This window comes from Mechercharimyces mesophilus (assembly GCF_059818345.1).
The window spans coordinates 1,374,036-1,397,623 of the sequence record NZ_JCBAPH010000001.1 but is presented as its reverse complement, the minus strand read 5'-3'; the positions used below and the strand labels follow the sequence as shown (position 1 = coordinate 1,397,623).

The following is a 23,588-nucleotide window of genomic DNA, read 5'->3' as shown; positions in this document are numbered from 1 at the left end:
CAGATGGCAAAAGGCTTTATTCGTCCCAAAAAGGTGAAAGAAAAGAAAAAGAAAGAACAACTTCAAAAGCGGTATGAACAAAAGTTGGACCAAAAAGTAAGCGAGAAGAAGATCTCGAAGAACATCGAAGAAAACACGCAATTTGTTACTACTTTATTGGGAGATGGAGCGGATGTGATCCTCCGTTCCTTCACAATTCAGTATCAACCGGATCGGAAAGCAGCGCTTTTGTACCTGGATGGAATGGCAGATGTGCCCCTATTGGACAAGTTTGTCCTGAGTACATTAATGATGGGCGCCGAAAAGATGGAATCAAAAGAAGAAGACTTACAAAAGTTGATTGAAGAAAGCTTGGTGCAAACAGGGGAAACACAATCTACAACGAAGCTGAAAGACCTGGTAGACGGGATCTTATCAGGAGATGGAGCTCTTCTGATTGATGGTTATGATAAAGGCATTGTGATCGGCTCCAAAGGTTTTCCCTATCGCTCCGTATCCGAGCCATCGACCGAATCCGTGGTTCGTGGTCCGCGGGAGGCGTTCAGCGAAAGCATTCGTGTCAATACAGCCTTAGTACGTCGTCGACTCAAAGATCCGGACCTGCGTATTAAGGACTTAAAGGTAGGGAAACGAACACAAACCAACGTGGAGCTCTTGTACCTCCATGGGGTGACGGACAAAGGGCTTCTAGATGAAGTGACGAAGCGGATCAAAGAGATTCACATTGATGGTATTTTAGAGAGCGGCTATATCGAAGAGATGATTCAAGATAATATTTGGACCCCCTTTCCACAATTGCAAAACACCCAACGCCCGGATGGAGTAGTTAGTCATTTGTTGGAGGGAAAGGTGGCCATCTTAGTCGATGGAACGCCTCATGCTTTGATTGCCCCGGCGGTTTTTTCTCAGTTTTACTATAGTCCAGAAGACTATTATGAGCGCTACCTCATTTCTTCCTTCCTAAGGGGATTGCGCCTCTTGAGCCTCTTCATTGCCTTGCTATTACCCTCTCTGTATATCGCTTTCGTTTCCTTTCATCCTGAGATGATCCCGACACGCCTAGGGATTGCTATGGCGGCCGGTCGAGCCACGGTCCCCTTTCCCTCCATTGTGGAAGCACTTGCGATGGAGTTGAGTGTGGAAATTTTACGCGAGGCGAGTATTCGCTTACCCGGACCGATTGGTCCGACGATTGGCATTGTGGGGGCGTTGGTTATTGGTGATGCAGCGGTGTCGGCAGGAGTAGTGAGTCCCATTATGGTCATCGTGGTTGGTTTGACCACGATTAGTTCCTATGCGAATCCGAGTTACAATGCAGCGATTTCTGTGCGTCTGCTTCGCTTTCCGTTTATGTTGGCTGCGGCTGTGTTGGGTTTATATGGGATTATCCTGGCCTTGCTGTTGGTCTTGCTTCACCTTGTCAAGTTGCGTTCGTTTGGTGTGCCGTATACAGCTCCTTTCGCTCCCTTCCGTTGGAATGATGTAAAGGATACCTTGATTCGGGTCCCTTGGCCCTGGATGAAAGAGCGACCCAGTCTATTTAAGCCACAGGACAACAAAAGAGAAGGAGGGCCAGTCGAATGAGAGGACACCCGAACTTACGAGAGGCGGGAGGCGCTTCCATCTCTGGTTATCAGGCATTTGCCCTGATGTTTAATTCCATATTGGGGGTATACATTTTCCTTCTGCCAGCTATCATGGTTCATTACACGAGAGAAGACGGGATCTGGGCGATTCTTCTTGGTGGCGTGCTCATTCTTGTCGTTGTGTCTATCATCACATTACTTTGTGCGCGTTTCCCTAGAAAGAACTTGGTTCAGTTCACGGAAGAGATATTAGGAACAAAATCACTCCCCTGGTTAGGAGTAGTATTGGGTTCGGTCGTCTTTCTTTCCTTTGCTGTCTTCTGGCTTACTTCCGCCGGCTTCGCTGCTCGATTGTTCGGAGAGGTCGTGGTTAGTTCCATCTATGTGCAAACCCCGCTTTCTCTCATTACGGGAACGTTGATATTAGGTGCGGTTTTGGTCGTGGCAAATCCTCCGCATGTGGTGGCTCGCTTTAACGAGTTTATCTTGTTGATTTCCTTTATTCCGGTGCCATTGACGGTGGCGACAGGGTTTCAAAAGGGTGAGATCAACAATTTACTTCCCCTCTTTCAGGTATCTGGCAACAACATGCTTCATGGCTTGGTGGCGGCAGGGGTCATGTTTGGTGGCTATTCGGTTATATTGATGTTTAGTGCCTACTACCAAGAGCCAAAGCGCTCTTGGCGCGTGCATTTCGGTGTGATCATCATGATGACGTTTCTTTATCTTCTCACCTTTTTATCCACTCTGGCCGTCTTCGGCTCTAATGAAATCGCCCATTTAATGTGGCCGGTATTGGAATTGGTCAAGGCGGCAGAGTTTAAAGTACTCATCTTTGAACGACTGGAATCGCTGGTGATCACGATTTGGGTGACCACGGTGTTTACAACATTGATTAATTATATGACTGCGTTTATTGCACTCGTGATTTCTCTATTTCGGCTGAAAGCTCGTTATCGCAGAGGGATTGCATGGGTATGCGCGCCGGTGCTGTTTGGTATTGCTGCTTGGCCAAGTAACATTCAGGATATCTTACTGTATTCAAAATGGATTGGTGTGCTGGGATTGGTAATGACAGTGGTCTTTCCTTTGCTATTACTCTTGATTTCCCTTGTGCGAAAACAAGGGAAAAAACGGGGGGATCAGCATGCCACCCAGCAGTAAGAAGTACATTTTTCTTCTTCTTTGTTGCGTGTTCCTGTTAAGTGGCTGTTGGGATGCACGTGAATTAGAAGAACGCACTACGGTCATGGCCATTGGGTTTGATAAGTTCGAAGAGGGATATGAGATTACTGTACAAGTTCCCGTTCCTACGATGATAGGTGGCTCTGATGGAGGAGGGGGTGGAGGAGGGGCGGCCGTACAGATATTTAAAGGACAGGGAGACACCCTGAACACGGCCTTAAGTAGTGTGCAAAAGCAGACCAACCAAGAAGTCTTTCTCGGCCATACACAGGTGATTGTATTTAGTGAAGAGCTCGCACAAGAGGGACTACAAGACCTGATGGATGGTCTGAGGCGTCAGCCTAGCCTTCGCCGTCGTTTGTGGCCTTTGGTAGTCAAGGGGAAAGCAAGCGAAGCATTAATGTTTAAACCGAAATTGGACCTCCTGCCTGCTATGTATATTCGTGACCTTATCGAAAACGGCTTGAAAGATGGATGGTTGCCTGATGCGACACTGGGCACGGTTTTTAATAAAATTTCTAACCCAGCAACCAATCCCTTGATTAATTTGATAGAAGTAAAGGAAGAAAAGATCGAATGGAAAGGATTAGCACTCTTTGATAAAGAAACGAAAATGATTGGTTCGGTTGACGCGGAAAAGAGTGCCATATTGGAACAAATTGATGGGAAACGGGCAGGAGAAGTGGTTCAAGCCTCTGTTCAAGGAGGAAAGGTGATTTTTCGACCCGATAACATTAAGAGCAAGGTGAAAGTGGAGTTAAAGGGATCTCAAGTAGTGATTCAAAACCCCATTAAGATACAAGGAACGATCATTGAGAAGATGGGGACATTTAATCTTTCCCAATCGGAAGTTTTACAAGAGGTGGAGAAAGCGGTTGCCAGTAAATACAAACAAAACAGCAACGAGTTGTTACAGATATTGCAACAAGAGTATCGCAATGATGGATACATTTATGGGGATGATATTCGTGCACGTTACCCTGCGATCTGGAAAGCGATTGATTGGGAGGATCAAGCTTTTGTAAAGGCGCAAATTGATGTCCAATTCGATGTAAAGGTGAAGCGGATTGGGCTGGAGAATCGTTAGTCCATGGAAGAAGAGCAGGGGATGCTTTTCATTGGTCGGGTTGCTTGATATAATAAGGAAAGTTTTGAAGGGGATTTTTGAATTTATTTATACTAAGAGAGTTGTGGTACCATGCGTTTGGCATACGATTATCGGCATCAAGACTGGTATGCCTGGATGAAAGAAAACAAGCAGCCTTCCTTTCGGGCTGATCAGATGATGAATTGGCTTTATCAACAACGGGTCTCCTCTTTTGATGAGATGACCAATCTCCCGAAAAAGATGCGGGAAGTGCTCCAGGAGACATTTACTTTAAAGCCATTAGAGGTTTTAACGAAGCAGACGTCGCAGGATGGGACGATCAAATTTTTGTTCTCCCTTCACGATGGGCATGCCATCGAAACAGTTCTCATGCGGCATAATTATGGGGTGAGTGTCTGCGTCACCACACAAGTAGGTTGCCGTGTGGGGTGTACTTTTTGTGCCTCCACTTTGGGCGGTCTAAAACGCAACTTGTCAGCCGGAGAGATTGTGGCTCAAGTGGTAGAAGCCCAACGAGCGCTGGATGAATTGGGTGATGAGCGCGTTAAATCGATCGTCATCATGGGGATTGGTGAACCGTTTGAAAATTATGAGCCGACACTTCAATTCTTGCGCATCATGAATGAAGAAGAGGGTCTTCATATCGGTCAGCGCCACATCACGGTCTCGACCAGTGGGATCGTACCGTCGATTTATAAGTTTGCTGACGAAAAGCTTCAAGTAGGTTTGGCGATCTCCCTGCACGCACCCAATCAAGAATTGCGTAAGAAGCTGATGCCGGTGAGCTATCGCTATCCCTTGAGCGAGTTGATGGAAGCATGTCACTACTATATTGAGACGACAGGACGCCGTTTAACCTTTGAGTACCTCCTGATTAAAGAAAAAAATGATCGGGATGAGCATGCACACCAACTGGGTCAACTTCTGACCAAGATGAATTGCCTTGTCAATCTTATTCCCATTAATAACGTGATGGAACGCGATATGCAGCGAACACCGCGCAATCAGATATTCCAATTCCAGCGTATATTAGAGACCTATGGGGTAAATGCAACCATACGCCGCGAACACGGGACGGATATTGACGCCGCTTGTGGGCAGTTGCGTGCGAAGCATAACGAAAAGACGGGTCAGACGTCTTAGAGGTAGGGGAAATGAGACAACTGATCTCCTACTCCATGGTGGGAGTAGGAGATTAACTTTTCTTCGCAAGGGAATCTGCTATTTTGGTGGCTAACGGACACAAACTCAACGTATAATAGTGGTACAGTAGAGTAGAGACGCACTGGTTATGGGAAAGGGGAGCGCTGTATGGAAATGGCCTGGCGAACGCACACGGGCAAAGTGCGTGATCACAATGAAGATCGAGTGGGTCTATTTGAAACAGGTAAGGGCTTGTTGTTAGCCATTGTAGCGGATGGCATGGGAGGCCATCAGGCTGGGGAAATTGCGAGTCAACAAGTCGTAGATGTGGTTCAGCGTGAGCTGAATAAGCTGGCGACGGATACCGCGACGGATCAAATCCAGCGTGAACTGAAGAAAGCGGTAAAATTGGCCAACCGTGAAGTGTATCAGATGGCAGAGAAAGACCCTTCCTTGCATGGTATGGGAACAACGGTTGTGGCTGCTGTGATACGTGAGGGAGAGATTGTGCTCGCTCATGTAGGAGATAGCCGAGGCTACTTGCTTCACCGAGGAGGGTTGTATCAACTGACTGAGGACCACACTTTGGTGAACGAATTAAAGAAACATGGGGAAATTACAGAAGAAGAAGCACTCCATCATCCGCAAAAAAATATCATCGTAAAGGCGATTGGGACGGATAGTGAAGTGGAACCTGATGTGATTACGACTCCATGGGCAGATGGGGATACATTGTTAATCTGTTCGGATGGACTGGTAGATATGGTGAAGGTTAATCAGATTGGGCGAACGCTTACGTCGGATCGTTCCATTGCTGCCCAAGCGGATCACCTCTTGGAGGAAGCCTTGGCGGCAGGTGGAGTAGATAATATCTCCCTAGTATTGGTTAACTACAAAGAGAACTCCGAACGGAGGGAGGAGATAAACCGATGATTGGGAAGAAATTAGGGGATCGTTATGAAGTTGTCAGCCGAGTAGGCGGGGGCGGGATGGCGGTTGTTTATAAAGCGAAAGATATTATGCTCAATCGTTATATTGCCCTTAAAGTACTTAATGAATCACTTAGCAATGATCGTGAATTTTTACGACGGTTTAGTCGCGAAGCACAAGCAGCAGCGAGTCTCTCGCATCCCAATGTGGTAAGTGTATATGACGTTGGACGAGATGGCTATACCCATTATATCGTGATGGAATATGTGGAAGGTCCTACCTTAAAAGAGATGATTGAGGAACATGGACCGGTTCCCCCAACGGAAGCGGCCCACTTAACTGCGCAGATTTGCGATGGATTGGCCCACGCACATGATAATGGCATCGTGCACCGTGATATTAAACCTCATAATATTTTAATCGGGGCCGTCGGACGGGTAAAAGTAACAGACTTTGGGATCGCCCGCGCCACGACCTCGTCTACCATTACCCAGACGGGTTCAGTGATGGGATCTGTTCACTACTTCTCACCTGAACAAGCCCGCGGTGGTTATATTGGACAAAAGTCGGACATTTATTCATTGGGTGTCGTCTTGTATGAGATGGCAACGGGGCAATTGCCTTTTGATGGTGAATCGGCCATTAGCATTGCGTTGAAGCACTTGCAAGAAGATCCAGTTGATCCGGCGAAGTTGAATCCTGAGATTCCGGAGAATCTACGCCAGATTATCTTACGCGCGATGTCCAAAGAGCCGGACGAACGCTTTGGTTCGGCACGGGAGATGATGAAAGAGATCCGTGCTGCCTTCCCACCTCAATGGGGAGAGGAACCACAGTGGACTCCGATGCAGAAGCATTTTGTAAGAGAAGAGCAACACCCTACCTTGCCACCGCGCTCGACGACGCGTGAATTTGTCAGCGCTGCCTCACAGGACAAGAGAGAGCAAACAGGGGAAGGGGCCACTTCTTCCGCACCTAGATATGAAGAGCAGGCCGCTTCTAGTAGGCAAAACACGGTGGGGCAAGATACGATGACCCGCTTGGAGCGCTTAAAAAATGTTCCAGCGGACAAGGATAAAACCGTGTTTCAGAAGACCGTCGTCTGGCTGGAAAATGCACAGGCCAACATGCCCTTCTGGCAAAAAGCGATGTTTGGTCTGTTTACAGTTAGTGTAATCATTATTCTGGCTTTTGGATTGTTTAATTTCTTACTCGGAGTTCCTAATATGCTTGAAAGAGACTCCGCCGAATCTCCAGCTGGTGAGGAGCGTGGCGGGGAAGCAATAGAACTAATCAATTTTGAAGGGAAGTCTAGGGCTGAAGCGGAGAATTGGTTAGAGGATAAGGGATTAAAAGCCCAGATTGAAGAAGAACAGAATGGTGATTTTGGTTCCGGTGAAGTGCATGGTCAGAAGCCGGAACCTGGCGCCAGTGTGGACGCGGGAGAGACCGTGACACTGTACGCCAATTCGGATGGAGACATGGTGGAGGTTCCGAATTTCGTAGGTTACTATGAAAAGTCGGATAGAGGAGCAGAGTATGGTATAGAGCAGTGGGCTAACAAGTATGATCATTTGGATTTAAAAAAGGAGAGAGTTTACGAGGGTAATGGGGAAATGTGGACTGTGGTTGATCAGAGTCCTAAGCCTGGAGAAATGGTTGGGAAGGGAACTGAGGTTACTGTTTTTATACGATCCAGGTAAAGATAAAATAAATTCCTACCCCAAGGAGGGATGATATGCCAGAGGGCCAGATTGTGTGCGCCATCAGTGGTTTTTACTATGTGCGTACACCGGAGGCAGAGAAAGATATTCAGTGCCGTGCGCGGGGAGTTTTTAAGAAGAGGAAACTCTCTCCGCTTGTCGGTGACCGGGTGATGTATGAGGAGACGACGCCGGGTGAAGGTGTGGTGACGGAGGTTTATCCGCGCCAGACACAGTTGGTTCGCCCTCCCATTGCCAATGTGGAACAGGCGATTGTGGTGTGTTCACTCCGGGAGCCTGATTTCCAATCGACGCTACTGGATCGCTTTCTTGTCCACTGTGAGCGAGAAGGATTACGTATCGTGATTTGCTTGACGAAGCGTGACTTATTGACCGAGGATGATGAGGGAGAAGTAGAGCAGATTCGTACGCGCTACCAACAGGCAGGCTACCCCATCGTCGTAGTAAGTACAAAAGAGGAAAAAGGTGCGACCGAGCTCATCCCTTACTTAGAAGGGGTGCTTTCTGTGTTTGCGGGTCAATCGGGAGTGGGTAAATCCTCTTTACTTAATCTTCTTATGCCACAGTGGCAGCTAGAGACGGGAGAGGTGAGTCACAAAGGCGGGCGTGGTCGCCACACGACACGCCAGGTGCGCATCTTGGACCTAGCGGTAGGTGGACAAGTAGCGGATACCCCCGGCTTTAGCCAACTGGACTTTACCGGAATGGAAGCAGAGCAACTGAGCCCTTGCTTTCCCGAGTTGGATGCCCTCTCGGCATCTTGTCGCTTTCGTGGATGTCTGCATCACCAAGAACCGGGTTGTGCCGTACGCACGGCGGAAGCTACGGGTGAACTGAGCTCGGAACGTTACGCACACTATATTCAATTTCTTGAAGAAATCCAAGAACTATGGAGGTATAAGAAATGGTAAAACTGGCCCCGTCGATCTTATCGGCGGATTTTGCTTGTCTGCAGAGTGAAATCCGCGAGGTAGAAGAAGCAGGAGCAGATTGGATTCATGTAGATGTGATGGATGGTCATTTCGTTCCTAATATTACGTTAGGCCCCTTGATCGTAGAAGCGATTCGTCCACATACCAACCTGCCGTTGGATGTTCATCTGATGATCGAGAATCCGGATGCCCTGATCCCGGCTTTCGCCAAAAGCGGTGCGGACTACATAACCGTTCATCAAGAGGCGTGTCCTCATCTGGCACGTACGGTATCTCTCATCAAAGAACATGGCGCAAAAGCGGGTGTGGTATTAAATCCTGCTACGCCAGCTCTCATGTTAGAGCCGATCCTAAAGGAGTTAGACCTGGTGCTGTTAATGACCGTCAACCCTGGCTTTGGCGGACAAGCTTTCTTGCCAGGCGTGTTACCCAAGATTAAAGAGGTGCGTCAGATGTGCGTCGAGCAAGGACTGCCCGATATTCACATTGAGGTGGATGGTGGTGTCTCCCCTGCGACGGCGGGGGAAGTGGTGCGACATGGGGCAGATGTGTTGGTGGCGGGTTCAGCCATTTTTGCCCAGAAAGATCGGCAAGGGGCGATGAATCAACTGCGTAAGGCAGCTGAGACGATGGACTAAGGATGGGAAGTGAGACGGATGGAGACGCCACATGAAAAGTTGTTTGCCTCGCTACAGGAGAAAAAGCGACTGGTGGTGGTGGCAGGAGGAGAAGTATCCCCGTCAGATTGGGAGATCGTAGAGGAAACAGACGGGCTGATTGCCGTGGACAGTGGGACATGGGCCGCGGGGGAGGTAGGAATAAGACCCGACCTTGTCGTGGGAGACTTCGACAGTGCGGGAGCTTCTTTGGTGCCGTTATTGAAAGAAAAGCAAATTCCTTATAGGCATTTACCAGCCGAAAAAGATCGCACGGATACCCATTATGCTTTGGAGTGGGCTGTCCGTCTCGCTCCGGAAGAAGTGGTGATACTGGGGGCACTTGGTGGTGGGCGGTTGGATCATGCCCTCGCCAACCTCTCGCTTTTGGAGTGGCTAGCCAACCATAATCAGAAGGGGCGACTGGTTCATGTGACCAATCAGGTGCGCTTGCTGGTGGGGCAGTCGACTCTTACCGTCGAAAAGCTTCATCCCTACCTCTCGTTACTTCCCGTGACCGAAGAGGTGACGGGTGTTACGCTGACGGGCTTTCGCTATCCCTTGACCCATGCCACCTTACAGCGTTCTCACCCGTTAGCAATCAGCAATGAACTGATCGGAGAAAGTGGAAAGATTGAGTTAATGACAGGGAAGTTATTGGTCGTTGAAAGTAGAGATTAAGTGAACAAGAGACGACTGGGGAAGGGGAACTTGACTCTTTTCCCTTTTTGTCTCGGCTTTTACCCAAGAAAATATGTGAGAAATGACCCTGAGTGAATAAAAAAGGCAAGAGTATATTTGCGGATCGGGTAATAGGCACCCTTTTTCTCCTATAGAATATAAATAACGATAGGGCCTAATGATCCATTATTTCTAAAAGAGATTGGGCTACTTGAGACTTATAGGGGCAAGGAGGAGGGGTAGGGGTGAGATTTTATACGATAAAGCTCCCGAAGTTCCTCGGCGGAGTCGTAAAAGCTTTTCTTAGTACCAATAACAAAAAAGAGCGTGCTGTAAAGAAGGAAAAAGGGGAAAAAACAAAAAAATAAGCTTATATGGGAAAAACCCGCGATCATTAGACGCGGGTTACTTTTCCGGATTTTAATGCTTTGGTGCTAACATAGACGCGCTTTGGTTTGCCATCGACTAGGATACGTACCTTTTGTACGTTGGCACCCCATTTGCGGCGTGTTTTCCGGTTGGAGTGGCTGACTTTGTTGCCAGCATGCCCTTTCTTACCGGTTACATAACACTTACGGGCCATAGGTATAACCTCCTCTAAAACAACCTGCAACTTTCTTGAAGGAAAAACGATCTCAAGAAATGACTACATCATTCTAGCATATCCCGGTAGGGCTTGCAAGAATGATGGGCGCTTTAGTAAGATTACCTTGGGTCACCTTTTTTTCTTGATGGGGATGTTGTACAATAGCCCTAATACAGAGGCAAGAGGTTAGAAGCAGGAGAAAGTGTCCCAGCCTTTATCCTCCGCATGTTGTCTCGTGATTTATACCCTATCACAGGGAGGCAGAAGTGATGAGCTTAGAGATTACAAGCACGCTTGGCCAAATTGATGTTTCCAATGAAGTAATTGCCAACATTGCCGGAGTAGCAGCGATGGATTGCTATGGTCTGGTAGGCATGGCTTCACGGAGTCAGTTGAAAGATGGAATTAGCGAGCTGTTAAAGAGAGAGAATTGGAGTAAAGGCATCGAGGTTCGTTCGGTGGATGAGGATATCGTGCTCGATATGTATATTATCGTCGGCTATGGAACGAAGATTTCGGAAGTTGCCTCCAATGTGCAGTCAAAAGTGAAATACACACTGGATCAAATGATTGGTTTAAAGGTTAAGGAAGTTAATATCATAGTTCAAGGTGTTCGAATGGTGAACGAAGAGTAAGGAGGAGCACTGTTGGCACACCAGCAGATCGATGGAAAACAATTAACGGAAATGATGCAGACGGGTTCTCATAACTTAAGTAAGAACGTGGAAATGGTAAATGCACTAAATGTATTTCCTGTTCCAGATGGGGATACCGGTACCAACATGAATTTGACACTTACTTCTGGCGTAGAAGAAATGAAGAAGAATGCTTCTCACCACATTGGCGAGAGCGCTGCTGCTTTCGCCAAGGGGTTATTGATGGGGGCACGCGGAAATTCCGGTGTCATCCTATCACAACTCTTTCGTGGCTTCTCTAAGAGAATGCAAGGAGAAGATGTGATTACGGCGAAGAAATTAGCAGACGCTTTCCAAAAGGGTGTTGACACCGCGTATAAAGCAGTGATGAAGCCTGTTGAAGGAACGGTGTTGACGGTGGCGCGCGAAGCAGCGGAGAAGGCAATCGAAACCGCTAAATGGACCGACGATGTAATTACTGTCATGGAAGCGGTCTTGGAAGAAGGCGAAGCTTCGCTGGCACGAACCCCAAAGCTACTGCCCGTGCTCGCTCAAGCGGGTGTGGTAGATGCAGGAGGCAAGGGCTTGCTGGTTATTTATGAAGGGATGCTCGCTGCCTTGAAAGGCGAACCGCTAAAAGTAACCACAACCCCGTCGGGTCAAAGTGCATCCATTTCTATGGAATCGCTTTCAAAAACGGCCCATGAACACGTGGGAGCTCATATGGACCCGGCAGATATTGAGTTTGGTTACTGTACGGAATTTATGGTGCTCTTAAATTCAGAGCGTCGTGAGACGAAGGCTTTTCATGAGCAAGATTTCCGTGAGCGGATGAGTAAAATGGGTGATTCCCTCTTGGTGGTATCGGATGAGGACTTGGTGAAAGTTCATGTACATGCCGAATACCCTGGGGATGCGCTTAATGTTGCCAGTGAATATGGAGATTTGACACGCATTAAGATTGATAATATGCGTGAACAACATAGCGAAATTGTTCGTAAAGAAGGCGAAGCGGCGCAGCAAAACGTAGCCACCCCAGCTCCAGCGGTCGAACAAGCACCCGAGGAAGAGAAAAAATACGGCATTGTGGCCGTCGTCAGTGGAAGTGGTGTCGCTGAGATCTTCCGCAGTATCGGAGTGGACAAGGTGATTGAGGGCGGTCAGACGATGAACCCGAGCACCGAAGACATTGTCAAAGCTGTCGAAGAGTTACACTGTGAGCATGTCTTGATCCTACCGAACAATAAGAACATCATCTTGTCGGCAGAGCAAGTGGCCCATGTAGTGGAAAGGCCGATTACTGTTCTACCAACGAAGACGATTCCCCAAGGATTGTCTGCGATGCTTTCTTTCCGTCCGGAGGCAGAGCCAGAGGAAAACAAAGAGCAGATGTTGGAAAGCCTCTCCCATGTGCGCTCCGGAGAAATCACCTATGCGGTACGCGACTCGCAGTACAATGGGTTTGAGATCAAAGAAGGGGATTTTCTCGGTATCGAAGAGGGGAAAATCGAGACCGTCGGTCCTGACCTCTTGGAAACGGCCAAAGAACTCTTATCCAATATGTTGGATGAAGATGTAGAAATCGTGACGGTGATTACGGGCGAAGATGCAACAGAAGAACAAGTAACCGCTCTCAGCACCTTCTTGGAGGAAACGTATCCGGAAGTGGAAATCGAAGTTCATCAAGGAAAACAGCCGTTGTATTTCTTCATCTTTGCAGTTGAATGAGTCAGGAGGGATGAGGGTGGCCCAGGTACGGATTGTCACTGATAGTACATCCGATATACCGCAGGAGATGATTGAAGAGCTGGGGATCGGAGTCGTTCCCCTCAAAGTGCACTTTGGCGAAGAGACCTATTTGGATAAGGAAACCATCTCGCCAAAAGCGTTTTACCAAAAGTTACAGGAAAGCGATGTACTACCCACAACTTCTCAACCATCCCCTCTGGACTTTGTAGAGGCTTATCGCAAAGCCGCAGCCGATGGAGCAACGAAGATCTTATCTATTCATTTATCTTCTGCGATGAGCGGGACGTATCAATCAGCGATGTTGGCGAAGTCCATGGTGGAAGAAGAAATTGAAATCGAAGTGATCGATTCCAAGAAGCCTTCTTATGTATTTGGGATGATGGTGGTGGCGGTAGCACGTGCGGCCAAAGAAGGCAAGTCATTAACCGAATGTGTGGAACTTGCTTATCGCATGCGTGATCATGTAAAAGTTTATTTTTTGGTGGATACGTTGGAGTATCTTCAGAAGAATGGACGGATCGCAAAAGCGTCTGCCCTGGTAGGAACACTGCTTAATATTAAACCGATCTTATCCGTCAATGATGAGGGTGAGGTGTGTCCGGTGGAAAAAGTACGCGGGAAAAACCGGGCTACGAATCGGATTATGGAGCTCCTGAAAGAAGATCTTTCTTCTCCTATTACCGTGGCGGTCATTCACGCGGATGATGATGAACAAGCAGATAAGTTCGAAGGAAAGTTAAACGATGCTTTCGACGTTACCGAGTTAATCCGAACGTATGTCGGTCCTGTGATCGGAGCTCACGCGGGACCGAAAGCCATTGCCATTGCGGCCATTGAGCACGAGAAAGTACGGGGGGAGTAAGATGAAGTTTCGGTCCGTATTTGATATTATCGGCCCCGTCATGATTGGACCGTCGAGCTCGCATACAGCGGGTGCAGCACGCATTGGTCGTGCGGCCCGCTCCCTTTTTGGGCGAAAGCCGACGAAAGCGGTCATTACCTTTTATGGTTCATTTGCGAAAACGTACCGCGGTCATGGCACCGATGTTGCTATCGTAGGCGGAATCTTAAACTTTGATACCTTTGATAAACGAATTGTACAATCTTTGGATTTAGCGGAGCAAGCGGGAATGGAGATTGAGATATCGGAGTCAGAAGAGATTCCTGATCATCCCAATACGGCTCGTTTGCGACTGGAAGATGACAGAGGGACGTTGGAAATTGTGGGGATTTCCATTGGGGGTGGCAAGATGGAAATTACCGAACTGGATGGCTTTGATTTAAAGTTGTCGGGGAGTGCTCCGGCCTTATTGGTGATGCATCAAGACCAACATGGAGCGATTGCCCGTGTAGCTACCGTCTTGGCAAAACATGAGATCAATGTGAGCTATATGCAAGTTTCGCGAAAGAATAAAGGTTCACAGGCTCTGATGACGATCGAAACGGATCAGACGGTGAAAGAAAAAGTAAAGGACGAGATCACTCAACTAGAGGGGATCACGGGAGTGACCATCCTCTAAATGGAAAGGAGCGTTTCCATTGCAATTTCGCACGATCGCAGAATTAGTGGAATTAGCAGAATCAGAAGGCATCGCCATTTCTGAGGTGATGATTCAGGCAGAGATGGCCTCATCTGAGAAGACGAGAGAAGAAGTATATGCGGAGATGGAGCGCAACTGGGAAGTGATGGAAGAAGCCGTAGAGCGGGGGATATCCGAAGATATCCGTTCCCATAGCGGTCTTACAGGAGGAGACGCACGAAAGATAGAAACGTATCGGCAAACCGCTGATGTGTTACTCTCTGGGTCCAACGTATTAGAAGCGGTGGCAAGAGCGACCGCTGTCTCTGAAGTAAATGCGGCGATGGGGACGATTGTGGCTACCCCAACTGCAGGCGCATGTGGCATATTGCCTGGAACCGTCTCATCGGCCGGGGAACGCTTGCAAGCGAAGCAAGAGACGAAGGTGCGTGCCTTGTTTGTCGCGGGAGCGATGGGATACTGCATTGCCAATAATGCCTTTATCTCAGGTGCCGCTGGCGGTTGCCAAGCGGAAGTGGGCTCAGCAACAGCGATGGCTGCTGCGGCCGTCGTGGAAATGGCAGGAGGAACACCCTCACAATCCGCACAGGCATTGGCGATTGCCTTAAAGAATATGCTGGGCTTAGTATGCGATCCGGTAGCTGGCTTGGTAGAAGCTCCTTGTGTGAAACGGAATGCCATGGGATCTGCTATTGCCATGGTAGCGGCCGATATGGCTCTTGCTGGTGTGGAGAGCGTGATCCCGCCTGACGAAGTGGTGGAAGCGATGTACCGCGTTGGACGCGATATGCCGGTTTCTCTGCGCGAAACTGCCCTGGGTGGCTTAGCAGACACGCCTACGGCTCGTGCACTGGAAAGAGAAATATTTCAAAAGCAAACTCCCTGTAGCAGGCGAACAGATGAAACTTGATACGATTCCCATAACCAGCTTGTCAGGAGTGGGCGAAGCAAGGGCCCAGGACTTAGCTCACATGGGGATTCATTCGGTAATGGACCTCATGCTGTACTTTCCTTACCGGTACGAAGATTATCGCGTACAACCCTTACATGAGTTGGAGCATGAACAACGTGCCACCTTGGCAGGGAAAGTGGTGGGACCCATCAGCTTAGCCTGGTTTGGTAAAAAGAAATCACGGTTGAGCGCAAAATTGGAAGTAGAAGGGGCTTTGCTCTCTCTTGTCTGGTTTAATCAACCTTATCTTAAGAATAAGATCCAAGCGGGGATGATGGTGGTCCTCGTGGGGAAATGGGATCGGCACCGGTTGCAGTTGACCGTCGAACGCACGTTTTTATCTCCAGCAGAACAAAAACGTGTCCAAGGTCAATTGGAACCGGTGTATTCGGTTGCGGGCTCGATCAAAAATCATGCCCTGCGCAAATGGATTCAGCAGGCGTTTGTCCAATATGGTCGCCAAGTAGAAGAAATTCTGCCGGTAGAGTTGGTGGAGCGTTATCACTTGTTGGGGAGAGCGGAGGCGATGTATCGCTTACACTTCCCCAAAGATCGCCACGTGGGCGCTCTGAGCCGGCGACGGATGGTTTATGAGGAGCTCTTTCTCTATCAATTGAAGTTACTTGCTTGGAGAGAAGAAAAGCGAGCACGCACGCAAGGAATAGAGCACCACTTCTCCGAAGAACAGGTGATGAACTTTCAAGAGCAACTACCCTTTCCTCTTACAGGAGCGCAAGAGCGCGTGGTGAGCGAGATTCTTTCTGATATGAAGGTGGCCGGTGCCATGAATCGCTTGGTTCAAGGAGATGTGGGCTCCGGTAAGACCGTGGTGGCGGCCATTGCTTTGTATGCCAACTATATAAGTGGTTATCAAGGAGCGATGATGGTTCCCACTGAGATTTTGGCGGAACAACATCACGACTCGTTGACGCAGATGCTGACACCGCTAGGGCTCAGCATGGTCTCCTTGACTGGACGAATGACGGCTCGCGAGAAGCGAGAGGCTTTGGAGAGAGTAGAGCAAGGACTTGCCGATATTGTAGTGGGGACACATGCTCTCATCCAAGAAGGGGTAGCATATGCCAACTTGGGGCTGGTCATCACGGATGAACAACACCGCTTTGGGGTGAAACAGCGGGCTACCTTACGGGCGAAGGGAAAGGAACCGGATGTGCTATCTATGACTGCTACGCCCATTCCACGGACATTGGCCATTTCGGCTTTTGGCGATATGGATGTTTCCACCATCGATGAAATGCCGCAAGGAAGAAAACCGGTGGAAACGCATTGGGTGAAGCCGGAGGCATGGGAGAAGGTCATGGGTTATATTGATCAAGCGGCTCGTGCCCAGCATCAGGCATACGTGATCTGTCCTTTGATAGAAGAGTCAGAGAAGGTGGATCTTGCCAATGCTCATGAGATTTTTGAACAATTGACAACGGCCCTTCCGCACCACCGTGTCGGTCTCTTACATGGTAAAATGCCAACAGAAGAGAAAGAAGAAGTGATGCGCGCTTTTGCTGAGAATAAGGTGCAAATCCTAGTTTCTACCACAGTAGTAGAAGTGGGGGTCAATGTGCCTAATGCCACCGTGATGGCGATCTATGATGCGCATCGTTTTGGTTTGGCGCAATTGCACCAATTACGTGGACGGGTGGGCCGAGGAAGTGCCGAAGCGACCTGTATTTTGGTGGCAAGCCCGACTTCCGAAAATGGTGTCGAACGCATGCGCGTCATGACAGAGACGACGGACGGCTTTGAGATTGCTCGCCGTGATCTGGCATTGCGCGGACCGGGTGACTTTTTTGGCTTCAAGCAAAGTGGCTTACCTGACTTTCGCGTTGCTGATCTGGCCGAGGATGTTCACATACTGGAAACCGCTCGTCAGGACGCCTCCTTGTTATTGCAGGAAGGGTTTTGGGAAAGACAGGACGTACATTCTCTACAAGCTTGGTTGCAGAAAGAACAACAAAACCAGAAAAATATTGACTAGACGAGTCGAAATTTGTGAGGACAAGTTTTTAATTTCCTTTGATTGGCATAGCATAGGTGATGTGACGGAAAAAACCTAGAGGAGCCTCCTCTAGGTTTGTGGCGAATGGGCCCTCCTTAGAAGGGGGCTTTTTTTCTGCCTTGACGTTTGACACGCCTACCGTATTTGTGAAAGAGTTGTGATAACGTTTCGACCAGCCTTACTACCGTTGAGAAGAGGAGTATCCATTTCTCCACGCTCGTCCCCCCCTTTCACTAGATGCTGACGACGTCGAGTTGTAGTCAGGTCACGTTCGTCATCCATGGATGTCCACTTGGAAGAGCGTGCTGACAGGCTGGTCGAAGAAAATGGGTGTGAGAAGTCTTGATAGGAGTGGGGCCAATCGATAAGTAGACGGAATAGAGTGAATATAGATGAAGGGGCAGTTAGTACAGAGAGGGAATAAAGAAGGGTATGGCCTACCCTTAATATACCAAATATAAATGGACGTGTAAATAGAAGGGGAGAGATTTTATTGAGAAAATGCCAATCATTCAGTAAAAAAATAAGTTTTTTGTAAGGAAGAGAATAAATAACCTTGTCAGAACTGGAAAGAGTGCACGTTGGCTTGTCTGATCTGTTTCCCTTCTTATTTTCAATTTTGATCACCAAAAATGCCGTGGAAACTGAGGTGTTAAATGGGATATTGGTATTGAAATGAAAGTGAAAATAAAATAAGGGAGAGGGATAGGTGAAAATGCACCCAAATGGTGTTATTACGATGGAGTGGACAGAAAGCAAGAAGGAGAAGCATGCATGGTATAGGATGAACCAAGGGAGTGGAGAAGTGCGATCTTAATATGGAATAGGCAACCTTTGTAGCCACCCCCTCTAAATGCTACTTTCCCACTGATGGCTTTGATTAATGGCGAAAATACCCACTTAAATATAGGTGAAAGCTAAATCTAGAATAATTAGAAGGTAAATGAGCGGTCTCCCCTTGAGAAACGCTGAGCTGTGGATCAAGAAGCAAGAAGAAATTCCGCCACCCTTCAACCACGATTCGAGAGATCTTGATACTACCAAGCTATCTGATTTCATCTAGGGGTGTGTGCACGGGCTGTGGTGATCCGTAGGAGAATGAATGGTACCTTTTCCTCTGTCTCTGCATATATTGATGAGAGTAGCTAGAGGAGAGGAAGGGTAGGATGAGGTACAGTCAGCAACACCAACAACAATATAGTGAATTGGTACAGGTGATTAATCAAACTTTGGGAAGGAAAGCCGTTACGGAAGAGATGTTGCGGAAGTTGATAGAAGAAGCCAAGCAGGTAAAACGGACAAGGGGCATGCCCGGATTGATTCAGTTTGCTCGGAGCATGGGCGACCGCCTTTTCACACCAGAGGAACTAGAAAAGTTAGAGAATTCTCCATACCGTAGGGAATATGGTCACCGAATGGTGGATTTGCTGGTGGCAGAACGCGTCATTACGCCGATCCAGGGCATGTGGATGAAGCGGTCAATCTGATTAAACATAAAAAAGGACCCGCTCGCTTTGGCGGGTCTATGTACCTGCATGAAAGGAAGCAGATACTGAATGGGAGAGGAGAAACCGGAGGAAGAGCTTATGGGGAAACGTAAGTCTTCTCCGCGGTTCGACAACATCCGTTCAATGGATGCTGTCTAATGCTATTTTCTCCTTTATGGATATTTTTATTCATATTATGATAAAAATGTTATATAGCCTATAGTAGAAGGTAAACAATGGATTCAACCCAACGAGAGGGATGTTGGTTTGGATCTTTTTTTGTTTATGGTAGGATGATATAGATATAGAGGAAGGAGGAGGAGCCGATGCGTGTGATTGCGGGGAAGTGGAAAGGGACACGCCTGACACCTGTTCGGGGAAACCGAGTACGTCCCACGACGGATCGTGTGAAAGAGTCGCTCTTTTCCATGATCGGTCCGTATTTTGAGGAACAGCGGGTATTGGATTTGTTTGCCGGTACGGGTGGACTAGGGATCGAAGCCCTGAGTCGTGGGGCAACGGAAGCCGTCTTTGTCGATGTCTCCAATCAAAGTTTAAGTGTAGTGAAAAAGAACTTACAAAGTGTGGGAGAAGCCAATCAGCGCTTGCTTCGTGGTGATGCTCGTATCGTGTTGCGCAAGCTTGGGCAAGAAGGAAAACCTTTTGACTTGGTTTTTGTCGATCCGCCTTATACAGAAGAGATTATTCCTGACTTACTGGAAATTATCGATCAATATGGGTTGCTATCGCCAAACGGGTTGGTGGTTGTAGAACAGCCTACGAAGCGTTTACTTCCTGATGTTCAAGGAAAGATCACCCGCTTTGAGCAACGTACTTATGGTGATACGACCATTCACTTCTATCAAGGACAAGACGAAAAGGAGAATGCCAGATGAAGGTCGCTGTTTATTCAGGGAGTTTTGATCCAATTACATATGGCCACCTCGACCTGATTGAAAGAGGGGCACACGTTTTTGATCGACTCATCATAGCGGTTTTTCATAATGCTGAAAAGAAGCCCCTCTTCTCGGTAGAGGAACGAAAATCGCTTATATTAGAAGCCACTTCGCACCTTTCTCATGTGGAGGTGGATTCCTTTGATGGTTTGGTCGTGGAATATATGCGCGAACGGCAAGTCAATGTCATTTTACGAGGCTTAAGAGCCATTTCCGACTTTGAGTATGAGTTGCAGATTGCCTCTATCAACAGAAAAATGGCTCCTGACATTGAAACGATGTTCTTAATGACCAATAATAATCACTCTTTTATTAGTTCACGCATGGTAAAAGAAGTGGCACGTCATGGTGCAGATGTTTCCGAGTTGGTGCCACCTGTCGTGGAAGATGAATTAAAGAAAAAGTATTTCGGCTCTTCCCATTAATGGGAGTCAGGAAGCAGAAGAAAGTCGCTGATCAAAGAGTTTATTACGCGCTCTGTGATTGTTTCGTTATGCTTCTAGTCAAAACGCCTAAGCCGCCAGGTAAGACGCCGCATACCATGAAGGAAAAGAGAAAGTAGAAGGAGTCCGAGAAAGAGGGACAACAGCGTCAGCGATAGAAATTGCCACCAATTCCATGGTTGATACCCACCCTCGCCCATGACAGGAAGATAGACAGGGAGGATGGTAGGCGTGGTCGCTATCCATTGGTTGAGAGGCTTCCACAGAAGAAAGGTGAGTCCGCCTGCGAGGCAAGCATGAAGCATACGAGCGAACAGATAAGGGGTATAGCGAATGTCAGTACGACTAAGAATACTAGCCACTTGCGCATGAACGGACAACCCGCTCCAAGCGATGATGCCACTCACAATCATGGCTTGATAGAGAAGAGGCGTTTGCGCGGAGACCGTGGAAGCAATTTGTGATCCCAGAGTGATTTCAAAGGAACCCGCAATCAAGGAAGGGGCGAGGACTTCCGGTAACTGCATGGCACTAAGTAGGGCAGCAATGAGCGGTGTGAAAAAGGCGGCGATTCCACTTTGCTGAATTAACTCAATTAATACGGAAAACAAGATAATAAAGCCACCGATCATCAATAAAGACTGAATCGATGTGGTTACGGCATCGCCCATCAATTTGCCTACGTTCCGATTATCGCGCAGGCGCGCATGGTGCATCGCTTTTAACGCTCGGAGAAGCAGGAAGGAATCCTCTCCCCTGGCCGGGGTGGGAGTGGCCTCTCCCTTGCGATCATGAAAACGCATGAGAAAGCCGAGAAGGAAACTAGCGAGATAATGAATGATGGTTAGGATAATCCCTAGTTTGACATCATGAAAAAAACCGACGGCCACAGCCCCGATGATAAACAGCGGGTCTGCTGTATTGGCAAAGGAAACGAGGCGCTCTCCTTCTGAGCGGGTGATCAGGTTTTGTTCGCGTAAACGAGCCGTGAGTTGGGCTCCGATGGGGTAACCGGAGGCAAGTCCCATGGACAATACGAAGCCACCGGTGCCTGGAATGCGAAAGAAGGGGCGCATCAAGGGTTCCAGTAAGACTCCGAGCAGGTGAACGACCCCGAATCCCATTAAGATTTCAGCGGCGACGAAAAAAGGAAGAAGGGCGGGGAAGACGACTTCCCACCATATTTTTAATCCTTTCAACGAAGATTGGAAAGCGGGTTCAGGAAAGAGGATGAGGGAAATGGCGAATAAGAGAGAGGCCAGTCCAAATCCTGCCGTTTGTAAACGAGCGGAAGATAGTGAAGTTGATTGGCGCATGGAAAGAGCCCTCCTGCTTAGCTGATCTTGCTGTCATATGTACGCATGCTTTGTCCAAATTAGACCGCACAAAGGAGAGAAAGAAGTGGGTCGACCAAAAGTAGGGCTAGCTTTAGGAGCTGGAGGAGCAAGAGGATTGGCGCATATCGGGGTGCTCAAAGTTTTTCAACAAGCAGGTATCCCGATCGATTACATGGCAGGAAGTAGTATGGGAAGCTTTGTTGGCTGTGTGTATGCAAGTGGTTTTCCGCTTGATATGGCCGAGCACTTGGCTGTTTATCTAAAACGTAAGAGTTGGCTTGATTTCTCTATCCCCCGTAAAGGTTTTCTCAAGGGAGATAAGGTACGGGAGTTGGCTCGGTTACTGACGAAGCAAAAGAAGATGGAAGAACTGGATATTCCCATGGCTGTGGTGGCGACTGATTTAGCACACGGGAAGCGAGTGGTTTTTCGCGAAGGGGCCATTGACGAAGCGGTACGAGCCAGCGTCGCTATTCCAGGTATTTTTGAACCGCTCATTCTAGGAGATCAGGTATTGGTAGATGGTGGGGTGATCGACCGTGTGCCGATTTCTGTGGTTCGTGAAATGGGAGCAGACATCGTCATTGCGGTGGATGTGAACCCACGAGCCCCCTCTCCCCAGATTGAATCGATCTTTGATGTGATTTTGGAAACGATAAGCTTAATGGAACGTGAAATATTAAGTAGCCACATCCTGGATGCAGATATCTTAATTCATCCCGATACGGATGGGATTAGTGCCAGTGCTTTTCAACAGGCGCAGGCTTGTATCGAGCGTGGCGAAGAAGCAGCGAAATTGCAAGTGGATCGCATTCGCACACTAATACAGGACTGGGAAGGGGGTTCGCCTAATGAAATGGACGAGAAGGATTCCATATAAGAGCATACTCATGGTTTTCTTCCTAAGTCTATTTCTGTTGGTGCCGGTTCCCTATTATTTAATGCAACCCGGCTCGGCTCAAGAAGTGGGACCGATGGTGGAGGTTAGCGAGTCAGAGGAGACGAGCGGACACTTTTACCTTACGACGATCTCCTTGGTGCAAGGCAATGTCTTTTGGTATCTTTATGGTAATCTAAGTGAAGAAGTGGAACTTCTCCCTGAAGAGGAAGTGTTGATGGGAGGAGAAGATCCGAAAGAGTATCAAATAAGGCAACAAGAAATGATGGAGTCATCACAGGAAGATGCGATTATTGCTGCTTATCAGTATGCCAACGCCAATGTTACGGTAACCAATGAAGGGGTCAAAGTGTTGCGTGTCTTACCCGGCATGGGAGCGAATGGCATACTGGAAACGGGGGATATCATCACCCAATTGGATGGAGCAGAAATGGCCACGACGGAAGAACTTGTTGCGCAATTGGAGGGGAAAAAAGCGGGAGATCAGGTTCAGGTGACATTTGTGCGAGCAGAAAAGAAACAAGTGAAAGAAATTCACCTGCAATCTTTGGAAGGGACTGTCGGTGAGCGTGTAGGTTTAGGAATCGTTCCGGCGACCGAGCGCACCCTTGAAACCCATCCGCAAGTGAAGATTCAGGTAGATGAAATTGGTGGTCCTTCTGCGGGGCTGTTGTTCGCCTTAACCATGGTTGACTTATTAACTGAGGGTGATTTGTCCCAGGGATATAAAATTGCCGGAACAGGTACGCTATCCTCAACAGGGGAAGTGGGTCAAATTGGAGGGGCTCGTTACAAAGTGATTGCTGCCGATAGAGCAGGTGCGGACTATTTCTTTGTTCCGAAAGATCAAAAACCCGACGATGTGAATACGAAAGACGCACAAGCATCCATTGAAGAGCACGACTTGGAGATGAAAGTGATTCCTGTTGCCACATTAGAAGAAGCGATTCAGTTTTTAGAAACGCTCTCTGAAAAGCGACAAGCTAAAAACCTTGACACAAGTCCTGCTCTTATTTTATAATGTTTTTTGTTTTGAAGGAGTGAA

The 23,588-nt window shown here is 48.0% G+C and carries 23 protein-coding genes; 21 read left to right on the top strand and 2 right to left on the bottom strand.

The window, feature by feature from the left end; all coding sequences use genetic code 11:
* Positions 1 to 3: 3 nt before the first annotated feature.
* From AC6RGY_RS06875 to spoVM, 10 genes are all read left to right on the top strand, one after another.
* Positions 4 to 1,584, top strand: coding sequence for a spore germination protein (locus AC6RGY_RS06875; RefSeq protein ID WP_499861021.1), 1,581 nt, complete (start codon positions 4 to 6; stop codon positions 1,582 to 1,584).
* Positions 1,581 to 2,750: a GerAB/ArcD/ProY family transporter gene (locus AC6RGY_RS06870; protein ID WP_499861019.1), complete on the top strand. Its 1,170-nt coding sequence runs from the start codon at positions 1,581 to 1,583 to the stop codon at positions 2,748 to 2,750. Before AC6RGY_RS06875 ends, AC6RGY_RS06870 begins: the two co-directional genes overlap by 4 nt.
* Positions 2,734 to 3,858, top strand: coding sequence for a Ger(x)C family spore germination protein (locus tag AC6RGY_RS06865; protein WP_499861017.1), 1,125 nt, complete (start codon positions 2,734 to 2,736; stop codon positions 3,856 to 3,858). The genes AC6RGY_RS06870 and AC6RGY_RS06865 overlap by 17 nt, the downstream gene beginning before the upstream one ends.
* Positions 3,859 to 3,969: 111 nt before the next feature.
* Complete coding sequence (rlmN, locus tag AC6RGY_RS06860) at positions 3,970 to 5,022, top strand: dual-specificity RNA methyltransferase RlmN (protein ID WP_499861016.1); 1,053 nt, start codon at positions 3,970 to 3,972, stop codon at positions 5,020 to 5,022.
* A gap of 168 nt (positions 5,023 to 5,190) precedes the next feature.
* Complete coding sequence (locus AC6RGY_RS06855; RefSeq protein WP_499861014.1) at positions 5,191 to 5,955, top strand: Stp1/IreP family PP2C-type Ser/Thr phosphatase; 765 nt, start codon at positions 5,191 to 5,193, stop codon at positions 5,953 to 5,955.
* The gene (gene pknB / locus AC6RGY_RS06850) at positions 5,952 to 7,655 is read left to right on the top strand and encodes a Stk1 family PASTA domain-containing Ser/Thr kinase (RefSeq protein WP_499861012.1); all 1,704 of its coding nucleotides are present in this window, start codon (positions 5,952 to 5,954) and stop codon (positions 7,653 to 7,655) included. Before AC6RGY_RS06855 ends, pknB begins: the two co-directional genes overlap by 4 nt.
* A gap of 35 nt (positions 7,656 to 7,690) precedes the next feature.
* Positions 7,691 to 8,587, top strand: a complete 897-nt coding sequence (rsgA, locus tag AC6RGY_RS06845) for a ribosome small subunit-dependent GTPase A (protein ID WP_499861010.1) — start codon at positions 7,691 to 7,693, stop codon at positions 8,585 to 8,587.
* On the top strand, positions 8,581 to 9,246 hold the full coding sequence (gene rpe, locus AC6RGY_RS06840) for a ribulose-phosphate 3-epimerase (protein ID WP_499861008.1): 666 nt from the start codon (positions 8,581 to 8,583) through the stop codon (positions 9,244 to 9,246). Before rsgA ends, rpe begins: the two co-directional genes overlap by 7 nt.
* Positions 9,247 to 9,264: 18 nt before the next feature.
* Positions 9,265 to 9,945, top strand: coding sequence for a thiamine diphosphokinase (locus AC6RGY_RS06835; protein ID WP_499861007.1), 681 nt, complete (start codon positions 9,265 to 9,267; stop codon positions 9,943 to 9,945).
* Positions 9,946 to 10,190: 245 nt separating this feature from the next.
* A complete protein-coding gene (gene spoVM / locus AC6RGY_RS06830) occupies positions 10,191 to 10,313 on the top strand; it encodes a stage V sporulation protein SpoVM (protein ID WP_499861004.1) in 123 nt (40 codons plus the stop codon).
* A gap of 26 nt (positions 10,314 to 10,339) precedes the next feature.
* Here spoVM and rpmB read toward each other — a convergent pair whose 3' ends face one another.
* Entirely contained in the window at positions 10,340 to 10,528 is a 189-nt protein-coding gene (gene rpmB / locus AC6RGY_RS06825; RefSeq protein ID WP_499861001.1) for a 50S ribosomal protein L28, read from the bottom strand.
* Positions 10,529 to 10,800: 272 nt separating this feature from the next.
* Between rpmB and AC6RGY_RS06820 the strand changes: the two genes are divergently transcribed.
* The 9 genes from AC6RGY_RS06820 to coaD all read left to right on the top strand — a co-directional run bounded on the left by AC6RGY_RS06820 (position 10,801) and on the right by coaD (position 20,290).
* Positions 10,801 to 11,166, top strand: a complete 366-nt coding sequence (locus AC6RGY_RS06820) for an Asp23/Gls24 family envelope stress response protein (RefSeq protein WP_499860998.1) — start codon at positions 10,801 to 10,803, stop codon at positions 11,164 to 11,166.
* A 12-nt stretch (positions 11,167 to 11,178) separates the two neighbouring features.
* Positions 11,179 to 12,894 carry a DAK2 domain-containing protein gene (locus AC6RGY_RS06815; RefSeq protein WP_499860994.1) on the top strand — a complete coding sequence of 572 codons (1,716 nt, stop codon included), beginning with the start codon at positions 11,179 to 11,181 and terminating at the stop codon, positions 12,892 to 12,894.
* Between the two features lie 16 nt (positions 12,895 to 12,910).
* Entirely contained in the window at positions 12,911 to 13,777 is an 867-nt protein-coding gene (locus AC6RGY_RS06810; RefSeq protein ID WP_499860991.1) for a DegV family protein, read from the top strand.
* Position 13,778: 1 nt separating this feature from the next.
* Positions 13,779 to 14,435: an L-serine ammonia-lyase, iron-sulfur-dependent subunit beta gene (sdaAB, locus tag AC6RGY_RS06805; protein ID WP_499860989.1), complete on the top strand. Its 657-nt coding sequence runs from the start codon at positions 13,779 to 13,781 to the stop codon at positions 14,433 to 14,435.
* A gap of 19 nt (positions 14,436 to 14,454) precedes the next feature.
* Positions 14,455 to 15,366, top strand: a complete 912-nt coding sequence (gene sdaAA, locus AC6RGY_RS06800) for an L-serine ammonia-lyase, iron-sulfur-dependent, subunit alpha (protein ID WP_499860985.1) — start codon at positions 14,455 to 14,457, stop codon at positions 15,364 to 15,366.
* Complete coding sequence (recG, locus tag AC6RGY_RS06795) at positions 15,356 to 17,401, top strand: ATP-dependent DNA helicase RecG (RefSeq protein ID WP_499860982.1); 2,046 nt, start codon at positions 15,356 to 15,358, stop codon at positions 17,399 to 17,401. Before sdaAA ends, recG begins: the two co-directional genes overlap by 11 nt.
* A gap of 1,187 nt (positions 17,402 to 18,588) precedes the next feature.
* Positions 18,589 to 18,909, top strand: a complete 321-nt coding sequence (locus AC6RGY_RS06790) for a hypothetical protein (protein WP_499860980.1) — start codon at positions 18,589 to 18,591, stop codon at positions 18,907 to 18,909.
* Positions 18,910 to 19,235: 326 nt separating this feature from the next.
* Positions 19,236 to 19,805, top strand: coding sequence for a 16S rRNA (guanine(966)-N(2))-methyltransferase RsmD (gene rsmD, locus AC6RGY_RS06785; protein WP_499860978.1), 570 nt, complete (start codon positions 19,236 to 19,238; stop codon positions 19,803 to 19,805).
* Positions 19,802 to 20,290, top strand: a complete 489-nt coding sequence (gene coaD, locus AC6RGY_RS06780) for a pantetheine-phosphate adenylyltransferase (RefSeq protein ID WP_499860976.1) — start codon at positions 19,802 to 19,804, stop codon at positions 20,288 to 20,290. The genes rsmD and coaD overlap by 4 nt, the downstream gene beginning before the upstream one ends.
* Positions 20,291 to 20,364: 74 nt before the next feature.
* Here coaD and spoVV read toward each other — a convergent pair whose 3' ends face one another.
* Entirely contained in the window at positions 20,365 to 21,624 is a 1,260-nt protein-coding gene (gene spoVV / locus AC6RGY_RS06775; protein WP_499860973.1) for a dipicolinic acid transporter SpoVV, read from the bottom strand.
* Between the two features lie 37 nt (positions 21,625 to 21,661).
* Here spoVV and AC6RGY_RS06770 point away from each other — a divergent pair, with 37 nt between their 5' ends.
* Positions 21,662 to 22,525, top strand: a complete 864-nt coding sequence (locus AC6RGY_RS06770; protein WP_499860970.1) for a patatin-like phospholipase family protein — start codon at positions 21,662 to 21,664, stop codon at positions 22,523 to 22,525.
* Entirely contained in the window at positions 22,497 to 23,564 is a 1,068-nt protein-coding gene (locus AC6RGY_RS06765; RefSeq protein ID WP_499860967.1) for a SepM family pheromone-processing serine protease, read from the top strand. Before AC6RGY_RS06770 ends, AC6RGY_RS06765 begins: the two co-directional genes overlap by 29 nt.
* The last annotated feature ends 24 nt before the right edge of the window (positions 23,565 to 23,588 follow it).